Below are 13320 nucleotides of genomic sequence, written 5' to 3'. Positions count from 1 at the left end.
GATGGCCCTGGCAATTTTTGATCTGGACGAAACCCTGATCCACGGCGACTGCGCCACCCTCTGGAGCGAGCAGATGGGGCGCCTGGGCTGGGTCGATCCCGAGTCGTTCATGCGCAAGAACAACGAGCTGATGGACGCCTACAGCCATGGCAAATTGCGCATGGAAGAATTCATGGCGTTCAGCCTCGAACCGATGGTCGGCCGTACCCCGGAAGAGGTCGAACACCTGGTCGGCCCATGGGTGGAAGACTTCATCGAACCGATCATCTTCAGCGACGCCACCAAAACCATCGCCGCCCACCGCAAGGCCGGCGACCGGATTCTGGTGATCTCGGCTTCCGGCACGCACCTGGTCAAACCGATCGCCGAGCGCCTGGGCATCGACGAAATTCTCGGCATCGAACTGGAAGTCGCGCACGGTGTTTACACTGGCCAGACCGTCGGCACGTTGACCTACCGCGAAGGCAAGATCACTCGCCTGCTGGAATGGCTGGACGCCGAGGAAGAGAATCTGGAAGGCGCGAGTTTCTACTCCGACTCACGCAATGACTTGCCGTTGCTGCTGAAGGTGGATTTCCCGCATGTGGTGAATCCGGATCCGGTCCTGCTGGAGCACGCCGAAAAATCCGGCTGGCCGATCCATCTCTGGAAATAACCAAAGATCCAGATATGGATTATTGACTGTGGCAAGGGAGCTTGCCGAAAAATCCGGCTAAACATCGATCCAAATGTGGGAGCGGGCTTGCTCGCGAAGGCGGAGTGTCAGTCGATAAATTCTTGTCTGATTCACCGCCTTCGCGAGCAAGCCCGCTCCCACAGGTTTTTCGGTGTTTTCAGGTCAGGCTTTCGTCGACCACCAGCACCAGTTTGCCGGCAACTTTGTTGCTCGCCAGCTCGGCAAACGCCGCTTCGGCGTCTTTCACCGGGAAGGTTTTCGCCAATTGCGGACTCAACCGCCCTTCGGCAAACAGCGGCCACACATGCTGGCTCAAATCGCTGAACAGGTCGGCCTTGAACTGATCGTCGCGACTGCGCAACGTCGAACCGAGCAACTGCACGCGCTTGGCCAGTACCTGTGCCAGGTCCAGTTTCGCCTCACGTCCGCCCATCAGGCCGATCAGTACCCAGCGTCCGTCCAGCGCCGTCAGCTTGAGGTTCAGTGCCGCATAGTTGCCGCCGACCGGATCAAGGATCACGTCAAACGGCCCGAAGTCGCGCAGGCTCTCCAGATCATCGCTGCGCACCGCGCCGCCTTGGGCGCCGAGCGCCTCACAGTAGGCCAATCGCTCAGCCGACCCGACGCTGACCCAACAGGGATTGCCGAACGCCTTGCATAGCTGAATGGCGGCTGAACCAATTCCACTGGCCCCGGCGTGCAGGAGAACCTTCTCGCCGGGTTTCAGCGCCGCCAGTTGAAACACGTTGAGCCAGACCGTTGCATAAACCTCGGGTAATGCCGCGGCCTCGATCAACGAAACACCCTCGGGCAACGGCAGCACGTGCCGTCCATCGACCACCACCTCCTCGGCCATTCCGCCCCCGGCCAGCAAGGCGCAGACCCGGTCGCCGACCTGCCAGGACGAGCCGGCGCCGACTTCGCTGATCACCCCGGAACACTCCAGACCGAGCACCTGACTGGCGCCCGGCGGCGGTGGATAAAGCCCGGCTTTCTGTAATAAATCGGCGCGATTGAGGCCCGCAGCCGCCACGCGAATGCGCACTTGTCCTACATCACATGCCGGACTCGGCTCTTCAAGCCATGCCACTTGACCTTCAACGCCTTGCAATGCCTTCACAGTGCCTCCATAGTGAGTCTGGACTGAGCCCGAAGCTGTAGCGCCGGGCTTTTTGCATTATGCGACCGGCTCTCGTAGAACCGGCGACTTCAAAGACGGCCTAATATGCGTTATCAATTGTCCCCGCGTCGAATCAGCATGAAGCATTTGCTCCCCAGCACCGCCCTCGCTCTTTTCATCGGTATCGGCTTGTTGCCGGTGTCGGGCACTACATTCGCAGCCAACAGCTGGGACAAGTTGCAGCCGGATCGCGACGAAGTGATCGCCAGCCTCAACGTCGTCGAGTTGCTCAAGCGTCACCACTACAGCAAGCCGCCGCTCGACGATGCGCGCTCGGTGATCATCTACGACAGCTACATCAAGCTGCTGGACCCGTCGCGCAGCTACTTCATGGCCAGCGACATCGCCGAATTCGACAAGTGGAAGACCCAGTTCGACGACTTCCTCAAAAGCGGCGACCTCAACGCCGGGTTCACCATCTACAAGCGCTATCTGGACCGCGTCAAGGCGCGCCTGGACTTCGCCATTGCGGAGCTGAACAAGGGCGTCGACAAGATGGACTTCACTACCAAGGAAACCTTGCTGATCGATCGCAAGGACGCCCCTTGGCTCAAATCCACCGCTGAACTCGACGACCTGTGGCGCAAACGCGTCAAGGACGAAGTGCTGCGGCAGAAGATCGCCGGCAAGGATTCCAAGCAGATCCAGGAAACCCTGACCAAGCGCTACAAGAACCAGTTGGCGCGTCTGGACCAGACCCGCGCGGAAGATATCTTCCAGGCGTACATCAACACCTTCGCCATGTCCTACGACCCGCACACCAACTATCTGTCGCCGGATAACGCGGAGAACTTCGACATCAACATGAGCCTGTCCCTGGAGGGCATCGGCGCCGTGTTGCAGAGCGACAACGATCAGGTGAAAGTCGTGCGCCTGGTGCCGGCAGGCCCGGCCGACAAGACCAAGCAGGTTGCACCGGCCGACAAGATCATCGGCGTTGCCCAGGGCAACAAAGAGATGGTTGACGTGGTGGGCTGGCGCCTGGACGAAGTGGTCAAGCTGATCCGCGGCCCGAAAGGCACCGTGGTGCGCCTGGAAGTGATTCCGGCCAGCAATGCGCCGAACGACCAGACCAGCAAGATCGTGCCGATCACTCGCGAAGCGGTGAAGCTTGAAGACCAGGCGGTGAAAAAATCCGTGCTGAACCTGAAACAGGACGGCAAGGACTACAAGCTCGGCATCATCGAGATCCCGGCCTTCTACCTCGACTTCAAGGCGTTCCGTGCCGGTGATCCGGACTACAAGAGCACCACCCGTGACGTCAAGAAACTGCTGACCGAACTGCAGAAAGAGAAAGTCGACGGCGTGGTCATCGACCTGCGCAACAATGGCGGCGGTTCTCTGCAGGAAGCCACCGAGCTGACCAGCCTGTTCATCGACAAGGGCCCGACCGTACTCGTGCGTAACGCCGATGGCCGCGTCGATGTGCTGGAAGATGAAAACCCGGGCGCGTTCTACAAAGGCCCGATGGCACTGTTGGTCAACCGCCTGTCCGCCTCGGCTTCGGAGATCTTCGCCGGCGCCATGCAGGACTACCATCGTGCATTGATCATCGGTGGCCAGACCTTCGGCAAAGGCACCGTGCAGACCATTCAGCCGCTGAACCATGGCGAACTGAAACTGACCCTGGCCAAGTTCTACCGGGTTTCCGGGCAGAGCACCCAGCATCAGGGCGTACTGCCGGACATCGACTACCCGTCGATCATCGACACCAAGGAAATCGGCGAAAGCGCCCTGCCGGAAGCCATGCCGTGGGACACCATCAAGGCAGCGATCAAGCCGGCCTCCGATCCGTTCAAGCCGTACCTGGCGCAGCTCAAGTCCGAGCATGACGCACGCAGCGCCAAAGACGCCGAGTTCGTGTTCATCCGTGACAAACTGGCCCTGGCGCAGAAGTTGATGGAAGAGAAAACCGTCAGCCTCAATGAAGCAGACCGTCGTGCCCAGCACGCGGACATCGATGCCAAGCAACTGGCCATGGAAAACATCCGTCGCAAAGCCAAAGGCGAAGAACCGCTCAAAGAGCTGAAGAAAGAAGATGAAGACGCGCTGGCTGCGGCTGAGCCCGACAAGGTCAAACCAGAAGACGACGCCTACCTGAGCGAAACCGGGCGCGTGCTGCTGGATTACCTGAAGCTGAGCAATCAGGTGGCCAAGAAGTAAGATGATGGCAATTTAGTGGTGACGCTCCCCGGAGCGTCATCAAACAGTCATCATTCTGTCGTGAAATAAAGGACTGGGAGCGCCTCTTCAAGCAAGAGCGCTCCCAGTCCTTTTTTTATCGCCAGAGATTGCCATGACCACGACCGAACAGCTGAGTGCCTTGAGCTCGATCCTGACTCAAAGCGGTTTGCACAGCCTGTTCCAGCCGATCATCTGTCTCTCCGAGCGTCGCATTCTCGGCTACGAAGCTCTCACTCGCGGCCCGTCCAACAGCCCTCTGCATTCGCCAATCGCGCTGTTCGCGGTGGCGCGTCAGGCCGGCCGCCTGAGCGAACTGGAAATTGCCTGCCGCCAGTCTGCCTGCCGTCGTTTCAACGAGCAGCAACTGCCGGGCAAGCTGTTCCTCAACGTCTCGCCGGAATCCCTGCTCGAAGCCGCGCACCAACCGGGGCGGACCTTGCAACTGCTGCAAGACTTCGGCATCCCACCGAGTCAAGTGGTGATCGAACTCACCGAACAGACGCCGATCGACGATTTCCAGTTGCTGCAAACTGCCCTGCATCACTATCGGGCGATGGGCTTTTCGATTGCACTGGATGACTTGGGTGCCGGCTATTCGAGCTTGCGTCTATGGTCGGAGTTGCGCCCGGATTACGTGAAGATCGACCGCCACTTCATCGACGGTATTCATCAGGACGCATTGAAGCGCGAGTTCGTCGGCTCGATCCTGCAAATCGCCAAGGCCTCGCGGGCGCAGGTGATTGCCGAGGGGATCGAGTTGCCGGAAGAACTGGCGGTGCTGACCGAGATGGGCGTCGATCTGGTGCAGGGTTACCTGCTCGGTCGTCCGCAGGAGCATCCACCCCGCGATGCCCGGGCCCTGATGCCGAAACACGACAGCAGCACCGTGGCGTTGAACGACGAAGGCAGCGACCTCAGCGCCCTGCTCAACGACCAACCGGCGGTGCATCGCGACACACCAACCGCCACGGTGCTGGAAGCTTTCCGCCGCCAGGCCAATCTGAACTCACTGGCGGTGCTCGACGAACAGGGCCAGCCGTGCGGCATCGTCCATCGCCATTCGTTGTCCGACGCACTGCTCAAACCGTTCGCCACCGACCTGTTCGCACGCAAACCGATCAGCCGCCTGATGAACGACGACTTCCTCGCCGTGGAAATGAGCCAGTCGCTGCAACAGGTCAGCCGCCTGATCACCAGCCGCGCCCGGCAGCGCATCGAAGAAGATTTCATCATCACCCTCAACGGCGGTTATCTGGGCCTTGGCCGGGTGATCGACGTGCTCAAACTGATCACCGAACTGAAAATCCAGCAGGCACGCTACGCCAACCCGCTGACCCTGCTACCCGGCAACGTGCCGATCCAGCAATGCCTGACCCGCCTGCTGCAACAGGGCCGTGAATCGATCATCTGCTACGTCGACATCGACAGCTTCAAACCCTTCAACGACATCTACGGCTACGGCCGTGGCGACGAAGTCCTGCTGTGCCTGGCGCAATGTCTGAACGAACGCGTCGACCCTTCCCGCGACTTCGTCGGCCACATCGGCGGCGACGACTTCCTTCTGGTACTCGGCCCGGAAGACTGGCGCAAACGCCTCAACCAACTGCTCGACGACTTCCAGAGCCAATGCCGCCGCTTCTATCGCCCTGAGCATCTTGAGGCCGGCTGCTTCATCGCGCCGAATCGCCAGGGTGTGCGGCAGGAGTTTCCACTTCTATCGTTATCGATCGGCGTAGTCCACCTGCAACCCGAGGCCTGCGCAGAACTGGATGCGAGTCAACTGGCGGAGATGGCTTCGCAGGCGAAACATCATGCGAAGAATGTTCCGGGGTATAGCGTGCATGTGATTGATAGTCTCAGTGCTGCCGACCTTCAACTGCCGCAGCTGATGGGCCAGCGCTGACTCTCCAGACGACACAGATCCCTGTGGGAGCGGGCTTGCTCGCGAAGGGGTCAGTAGCATCACTCAAGATTCCGCTTCTAATGCCGGCTACCACGTGGAGCAGTCTTCCTGACTGGCGAGATACAACTCATCAATCCAAACTTCGGAGAGAATAGAGTACACATGCTCAAAAAAACTCCTGGGATCTTTTATTTCATTCCAGCCAAGTGGAAGCAATGAATGAGAAAAAGGATCATGTTTAAAAACCTCAGAGAGCTTACTCGCTTCGCCATCCAGAGCCTCACCCAATACAAAAAACAAGACAAACTTGTGCCGATGAGTCAAACCCGAAAATCTTCTCACAATAAATTTATAAATTAATTCCGCTCTATCTGAAGGACACTCAGGATCGTACTCTGCCAACTCTGCGCCCAGCGTCTCTTCGCGATCGTATATATCAAACCCACCAAGAAAGTGCTTCAACTTAGGACTGTATGGAACATCAAGATAGGGATGCATCAACATCAAACGTGCTCCACCGGATATAGAGCGAAAGGTTGCAATGTTTCAAAGTCAAATTTCATTTCAAACCCATTCATTTTTTGAATGTAGCGGGGTTCTGATGGATCTGATGGGTTAGGTTCGTACCCTTCCCCCACATCTTCGGCAGCCATTCTCACAACCAAATTACCCATGCTGTCTTCTCCCGTGAATCGCGACATCTTCCGTGCCTCTCTTGTCATCGCTTCATTTAAAGCATTCAACTGCGCTCGATGGGTTAAAAACCGCGAACTGTAAACACCTCTGAACATCTTCTATTACCACTCCACACCAGCATCATCAGCTAACGCACTTACCAAGTAGCTTGATCTTCCAAACCAGCCTTCTTCAACTCGGCACCCCACTCAACCATAGCTATCCGATATATATCTTCAAAAAAAACCCTTGAATCGACCATTTCATCCCAACCATCCGGAAATGAACAATAAGCCTCAGGATCATACTGGAATAAGGATCTAAAATCGTACCTCTCGTCTTGCAACGCAAACTTGAGACACTCCACAAGCAAAAATTTTTGACGATACGACCTATTCATAGGTATGCAATACTTTAAAATAAGTTCCTCCCTATCTACGACTGTGTTCGGATTATATCTTTCAAGCTCCACCCCCAAGGTTTCTTCGCGATCATACACATCAAAACAACACAAAAAATATGCTGGGGTCGGTAGATAAGGCTTCGACGTTTCAGGATCAATGTACATAAAATCACTCCGTTGGATAAAGAGTAAATGGTAGGTTTGTTATGGGGTCGAACTTCATTTCGAACCCTCCCATATTGGTAATTAATCGAGGGTTTTCTTTATCCCTTCTATTTGGCTTATAACCTTCCCCAGCGTTAGGAAGCCTCATTTTTACAACGTTAGCTCCCTGACTATCCTGTCCGGTGAAACGAGGGAGTCCGCGTTCAACCCTGGTGGTCGCGAGAACATAGGCTTCAAGCATTATTTCCCAACTGTAAAATCTGGAGCTCGGATTACCTACACCAGCATTTCGACCTCTTCTTGGTTGACCCGTAATCGGGTCCGTCCCATCAATAGCCCTTTTTTTAAATTTTTCATTTGGCAGCTCAGGGCCATGCTTACCAACCATGTGCATCCCCTGACTGTCATTTAACCTCTCAACCTCTTTCTTCGCGGCCTCTCTTGCGCTTAATTTCGGCTTCGGAAGTTCAGGCTCTTCTTCATCAACCTTAGCTCCATCACTCGCACCAGGTACCGTACAGCCCGGCCTATTCGGCGGCGGGCAGTTAGAGTTCAACCCCAACGGATCCACCCACCCCGTCGGATTCGGCACGTACTGGTACTGATTCAACCCACCCGCCAACTTGATGGGATCCGGCGTCAAATACCGCCCCAACCTCGGGTCGTAATACCGATGCCGGTTGTAATGCAGCCCGCTTTCCGCATCGAAATACTGCCCCTGAAAGCGCAGCGGCTGGTCCAGGTAGTCCTCGCCCGCGAGGGTGATCGCCGATACCTTGCCGTAGGCGTCGTATTGCGCCGACCAGACGATTTCGCCGCTGTAGTCGGTGAGTTCCTGCGGGGTGCCGAGGTGGTCGAGTTGGTAGTAGAACGGGCAAGCGCGTTTCGGGCCTTTGCCGTCGAGCAGCGCCAGGGGGCGGAAGGTGCCGGGTTCGTAGACGTAGCTGCGGTGGTGGGTTTTGCTGCTTTCGGCGACGAGGTGGTCGCCTTGCCAGAAGAATTCGGTGGTCTGGCCGTCGACGGTTTTGCGGATGCGTCGGCCGAAGGCGTCGTACTGGTAGGACGCGGTTTGGCCATCGGCGCGGGTCAGGCCGATCAGACGGTGCTGGCAGTCGTAGCGGTATTCGGTGATCAGAAGTTGATCGCGGCCACGACGCTCGCGGATCAGGTTGCCGAAGGCGTCGTAGTCGTAATGCCGGTCGCCCTGCATCAGCAGGCGGTTGCCCTTGATCCGGGTCGGCCCGGGACGATCCTGCATCAGCAGGTTGCCGGCCGGGTCGTGGGCGAAGGATTCCGGCAGTTCGTCGCGCGAGTGACGGACGCGGATCAAGCGGTCGAGGGCGTCATAGCCATAGGTGCGCTGGCCGTGGCGGCTGTCGGCAATGTGCTCCAGATTGCCGTTGGCGCTGTAGGCATAATCCCGGCGATACAGCGAGTCGTGCTGATGACCTACAGCATGGGCCAGCAAACGTCCCTGATCGTCGTAGGCATAATCGCTGAGCAGCAGGCCTTGCTGGCGTTGTTGCTCACGACCGCATTCAAACTGATGGCTGGTCAGCCGCGTGCCATTGAGGTCGATGGCGGTCAGCGCACCGCCCTTGGCGTAGTGATAGTCGAGCTTGCTGTTGTCCGGCAGACGCTGGCGCTTGAGCTGGCCGCAGGCGTCGTAGGTGTAGCGCAGGGTGCCACAGCCCTGATGCTCGGTGATCAGCCGATCCTGCCGGTCGTATTCAAAGGCCAGTGGATGTTGCTGGCCGTCATCAACCCCGGTCAAACGGCCCAGGCGGTCGTAGGTGTAAGCCACCTCAACTCCGTCGGGCAGGGTTTTCAGCAGCAAGCGCCCGGCCGCATCACGCGTGTAGGCGGTGACCAGCGTCGAGCCGTCATCGCCGAATTCGGTCTTCTCCAGCAGGTGCCCGTTGCGGTCGTAGGCGTAGGCGGTGCGCCGGCCGTCGAAGCCGGTTTCCTGTCGGATCAATCCGGTGGGCGTGTAGTCCAGCCGGTACTTTTCCCCGGACTCGTTCTCGATTTCCGTGAGCAGCAGTTGCGCATGGTCGTAGCGGTACTGCACCCGCGTGCCGTCGGGATTGATCTTGCGCGAGACGAGGTGCAGGTCGTCGTCATACTCGTAGCGGGTGATGCGCCCGAGTTCGTCGCGCTCGGCAGTGACCTGGCCGTAAGCGCCATAGCTGTAGGCGCGGGTAGCGCCCGTAGGAAAGGTCGTCTGAATTAGTCGGCCAACCGCATCCCACTGCTGACGGGTGATCGCGCCGTATTCGTCGCAAGTGGTCGTCCGTCGCCCCAGCGCATCGTAGGAAAAGCGCCGTACTCCACCGTCGGGCAGGGTTTCCTCGATCAGTTGCCCGCGGTCGTTCCACGACAACTTGTGCCTGCTGCTGTCCGGGTAGCGGATCGACAGCAACTGCCCGCGCGTGTCGTAGTAGTAATGGGTGACCTGTCCGTCGGGATCGACCGCCTCGGTGACATCGCCCTCGGCGTTGCGCCGAAACGTCCACACCGCCTCGCCGCGAGAACGGCTGTGCAGGAAACCGTTGCGGTACTCGTAGGACGTTGGCTCATCGTCCGGCGGCAGCAGCGCGATCAGCCGTCCAACGTCGTCGTAGCGGTATTCGGTGACCGCGCCCAGCGGATCCTGCTCGGCGATCAGCCGGCCCGCGTCGTCATAAGCCTTGAGGTGCTCACCGCCATCGGCCTCGACCTTGCGCACCAGCCGTGCGCTGTCGTCGTGGACGTAGGTTTCTTCGCTGCCATCGACGTAGTGCACCGCGACGCTGCCGTCATCGGCCCAGACGTAACGGGTGTCCATCTGCGCGAACGACGCCCAGTGCCGCACGCAGCGCGCCGCCTTGCCCGAGCGTTCCCACTCCCAGAAAAAGCTCGCGCCGCCGGTCAGTTGCCGCTGCAGGATGACGTGCTGATCGTCGTAGTCGTAACGCTCGCTGTCACCGACCGCGTTGGTCGCAGCCAACAAACGCTGACGGGCGTCGTAGCAATAACTGACCAGCGTTTGCTCGGTGCGCCAGCCATCAGCCTCAAGCACCTGGTAATCAACCGCCACCAGATGCGCCCGGTCATAACGCAACAGCAGCGACCGACCCGCGCCATTGTCCAGGCGGAAAACCCGCTGTTGATGATCGCGATGCACCGTCAGCCGATTGCCATACGCATCACTGACCGCCACCAGCCGCCCGGCACGAAAGTGATAAAACCGCGCCGCATCCCCCGCCAGCGCGAGGATTACTTCCTCGGGCTCATCCCCGAGAAAAATCGCCGCCCGCGACAGGCTGTTGTGAATCGCCGGGCGCTCAACGCTGGGCAACGGAAACCGCGTGCGGCGGTTCTCGTGATCGACCCAGATCACCGCCTCGCCATCGAACTCCAGCCGATGCGCCAGCGAATGGCTCCAGCCAAACCCCAGCCCGACATCAACCTCCACCGCGCTGGTGCGGTACAACCGGGTGAACTCGAACGGCAACACCCCATCGAGCGTGCCGTCGGTCAGGGTCAGCAGTTCTTCACCGGTGACCATCGACACCGGACAGCCGTTGGTGCAGGTCAGCGGCGCGCAGTCGGCGCTGTCGCCGTTGGGGTTTTTCGCTTGATCGGGAGCGTTATCGTGATGCTCGTTTTTCTTCAGGGCGGCATTGCGCTTCGCATCCCAGCGCAATTGCATGCGGCCCTTTTTCACCCCGGCGGCAATGCCCCGCGCGGCGACAGTTTTGTATTGATCGACGTAATGGATGAACGTGTTGACGATGCCGAACATCGCCTTGACCAGGCGTTTCACAACCGAGAGCAACTGGGCGGCGCGATCCGCCAGGCGTAGCGTCAGATAAGCGATCCCGGCGCCAGCCCCGACGAATGTCAACACAACGCCGATCAGCACATCGATCAGCACCTGCACGATCATCATCGACGCCGTTTCAGCGGTTTTGCCGGCGATCTGGCTGGGCGGCAGCATCTCCAGCCAGAGACTCGCCGCACGCAACAGCAAACACAGCGCCGCTTCATCACTGACCAGCAACTGCAGTTTCTGCATGACATCCGGAGCTGATTCTGCGAGATGAATCAGATCAGCCGCGCCGCTTCCCAGCCGCTCGGCAAATGCGCCTGGATCCTTGAGAATCTCCGACAGCATGCCGATGCTGTCCCATACCCCCTCGATCGCCGCCCAGCTCCCGGCGAGCATGCCGTTGCCCGCCGCCGTCGCCACCGACTGCGACCACTGCGGCTTGAACCCCTGCCACTCGCTGCGCAGCCAGCCATCCAGCTCGCCGGTCAAGCCGTCGTAGGACTTGAACAGTGCCTCGATCTGCTCCGGGGTAACGTCGCTGTGCACCTGCACGCGATAGAACTTGCCTGGCGTACCGCTGAAGGTTCCCCGGCCTTGCGCATCAAGTGCGACGGGGGAGGTTTGGCCATCATCCACCGCGACCACATCCACCACGATGTCGCCCAGCGGAATGTCGTACACCGACTCGAATTTACTCTCGATCGCCAGCACCCCGCTTTTCGGGCACTGCACGACTCCGGAGGCAAACTCACTGTCGCCCGTGCTGACCGCGGTGACGCGATCACCAAAGCGGATGACCCGCTCTATGCCCATCAGCGACGGCAGATCCGCCGCATGACTGACCTGGTCGGCCGCTCCGCTGAGCCAGTGTTCAAGTTGCTGGCGATAGAGGCTGAGGGAGTCGGGGAAGCTGTCGAGTTCCTGCTCGATACGGCTGACGGCTTCCATCAGCGCACGCAACGATGCGGGGTGGAATGAAAAACCGGGTCAAACATGAGCGTTCCCTCGCGCAAAAATTAGGCGCGGGGACTTTGCGGGGGATCAATCAGGAAAGAAGTCAGGCGAGTAGGCGTTTACTGTAGGACTAATCTGCAAAAGACCAATTACTACAAAACGTATGGCGATAAACGCAAACGTGGCGTGAGGTTTCCCTCACGCCACGTTTATCGAGCGATACAAAATGATTTACCGGGTTTAATCCCGAGCGCTCAACTCTTTGAGTTTGAGCTCGGCCAACGGGTGGCCGGCCTTGGCGGCCAGCGTCCACCAGCGTGCCGCTTCGGTCGGATCCGGCGCTTTGCTCGGCGTACCGGCCAAGCTGATCACGCCGACTTGATAAGCCGCTTTGCCATCGCCGGCGAGCGCCGCCAGACGCAACAGCCGCACACCCTCTTCGCGGGCACCCAGGCCAACCCCGCGAAACGTCAGAATGTGCCCATAAAAGCTTTGCGCGCCGACATCGCCAAGATTGGCCATGCGCGCAAACTGCCCTTCGAGCCAGCGCCAGCCTCTGGGCTGGCGAACAAACCACGACCAGTGAAACAGCCTGCGGGCCAACCAGTAACTGGCTGACGCCTTGAGTCGTAAGAACACTCAGGCCTCCGCCGATTCCGGGTACTCGTATTCGAAAACTCTGACCACTTCCGACGCATGCCAGGAAGCAGCCGCGACGCCATCGGAGGGCCCAGAAAAGCGCCCCAGACGCTCGACACACTCAAAGAAACCGGTACGTGGCAAACGGCTGGCACCCTGGCTGATCACCAGCGAACTGCGCAACGGCTGTTCAGCCTTGGCGTCGAGTGCGGCCAGATGCTCAAGTGCCGCGGTCAGCGTCTGCATCGCCGGCGTCGGCAGTTGCAAACGTTCGAGCAAGGCTCGATAGGTCAACAGATGGCGCTGCCTGCGCGCTTGATCCAGCTCCCCGAGCAATCCGTCCCAATGTTGACGACTGATGCGTACGCTCACGATTCATCCCTCCAACCCGGCACCGTCAGTTCCCAGGCCAGGCTGCGACGAATCGCGGCGTCAGGTTGACGCTCGCCGCTTTCGATCATGGCCAGATAAGACGGGCTGATGCCTACCGTGCGGGCCAGCGCCTCGATGGCGATGCCCTTCCCTTCGCGCAAACTGCGTAGTTGATCCAGACCTGGAAGAATCGGGTCTGGCGTTGCGGCGGCCGGCGCTAGCGCCTGCTGCTGCGGTGTTTCGTTGATGCCTGCTGCTTTCAGTAGAGCCTGATACTGAACCCATGGCAGAACCGCATATTCGGGTTCGCCATCGCGTGCAATTATCTGAATATCCATGACTACCCCGTAGGACA

At 59.0% G+C, this 13320-nt stretch carries 11 protein-coding genes; 3 read left to right on the top strand and 8 right to left on the bottom strand.

The features are described from left to right. Nucleotide 1 precedes the first annotated feature (1 nt). Complete coding sequence (locus tag ACOYXG_RS08095; RefSeq protein WP_460356931.1) at nucleotides 2-655, top strand: HAD family hydrolase; 654 nt, start codon at nucleotides 2-4, stop codon at nucleotides 653-655. 178 nt (nucleotides 656-833) lie between these two features. Here the strand turns inward: ACOYXG_RS08095 and ACOYXG_RS08090 are convergent, their stop codons facing one another. Continuing rightward, the gene (locus tag ACOYXG_RS08090; RefSeq protein WP_103369824.1) at nucleotides 834-1796 is read right to left on the bottom strand and encodes a zinc-binding dehydrogenase; all 963 of its coding nucleotides are present in this window, start codon (nucleotides 1794-1796) and stop codon (nucleotides 834-836) included. 138 nt (nucleotides 1797-1934) lie between these two features. Here ACOYXG_RS08090 and ACOYXG_RS08085 point away from each other — a divergent pair, with 138 nt between their 5' ends. Both ACOYXG_RS08085 and ACOYXG_RS08080 read left to right on the top strand, forming a co-directional pair. Next, the gene (locus ACOYXG_RS08085; protein WP_167734107.1) at nucleotides 1935-4019 is read left to right on the top strand and encodes a carboxy terminal-processing peptidase; all 2085 of its coding nucleotides are present in this window, start codon (nucleotides 1935-1937) and stop codon (nucleotides 4017-4019) included. A gap of 133 nt (nucleotides 4020-4152) precedes the next feature. Next, nucleotides 4153-5943 carry a bifunctional diguanylate cyclase/phosphodiesterase gene (locus tag ACOYXG_RS08080; protein ID WP_460356928.1) on the top strand — a complete coding sequence of 597 codons (1791 nt, stop codon included), beginning with the start codon at nucleotides 4153-4155 and terminating at the stop codon, nucleotides 5941-5943. Between the two features lie 87 nt (nucleotides 5944-6030). Here ACOYXG_RS08080 and ACOYXG_RS08075 read toward each other — a convergent pair whose 3' ends face one another. The 7 genes from ACOYXG_RS08075 to ACOYXG_RS08045 all read right to left on the bottom strand — a co-directional run bounded on the left by ACOYXG_RS08075 (nucleotide 6031) and on the right by ACOYXG_RS08045 (nucleotide 13303). After that, the gene (locus ACOYXG_RS08075; protein ID WP_027613364.1) at nucleotides 6031-6447 is read right to left on the bottom strand and encodes a hypothetical protein; all 417 of its coding nucleotides are present in this window, start codon (nucleotides 6445-6447) and stop codon (nucleotides 6031-6033) included. Further along, on the bottom strand, nucleotides 6447-6617 hold the full coding sequence (locus ACOYXG_RS08070; RefSeq protein WP_238547078.1) for a hypothetical protein: 171 nt from the start codon (nucleotides 6615-6617) through the stop codon (nucleotides 6447-6449). The genes ACOYXG_RS08075 and ACOYXG_RS08070 overlap by 1 nt, the downstream gene beginning before the upstream one ends. Before the next feature lie 158 nt (nucleotides 6618-6775). Then, the gene (locus tag ACOYXG_RS08065) at nucleotides 6776-7186 is read right to left on the bottom strand and encodes a hypothetical protein (protein WP_096797032.1); all 411 of its coding nucleotides are present in this window, start codon (nucleotides 7184-7186) and stop codon (nucleotides 6776-6778) included. 4 nt (nucleotides 7187-7190) lie between these two features. Then, nucleotides 7191-11948, bottom strand: a complete 4758-nt coding sequence (locus ACOYXG_RS08060; protein WP_460356923.1) for an RHS repeat-associated core domain-containing protein — start codon at nucleotides 11946-11948, stop codon at nucleotides 7191-7193. Between the two features lie 246 nt (nucleotides 11949-12194). Continuing rightward, a complete protein-coding gene (locus tag ACOYXG_RS08055) occupies nucleotides 12195-12593 on the bottom strand; it encodes an SEL1-like repeat protein (RefSeq protein ID WP_027613365.1) in 399 nt (132 codons plus the stop codon). After that, nucleotides 12594-12965, bottom strand: a complete 372-nt coding sequence (locus tag ACOYXG_RS08050) for a hypothetical protein (protein ID WP_003223109.1) — start codon at nucleotides 12963-12965, stop codon at nucleotides 12594-12596. Next, entirely contained in the window at nucleotides 12962-13303 is a 342-nt protein-coding gene (locus ACOYXG_RS08045) for a helix-turn-helix domain-containing protein (protein ID WP_330208021.1), read from the bottom strand. The genes ACOYXG_RS08050 and ACOYXG_RS08045 overlap by 4 nt, the downstream gene beginning before the upstream one ends. Nucleotides 13304-13320: the final 17 nt, after the last annotated feature.

It is taken from the genome of Pseudomonas sp. G3-39 (assembly GCF_054790485.1).
This window is presented reverse-complemented; position numbering and strand designations above follow the sequence as displayed.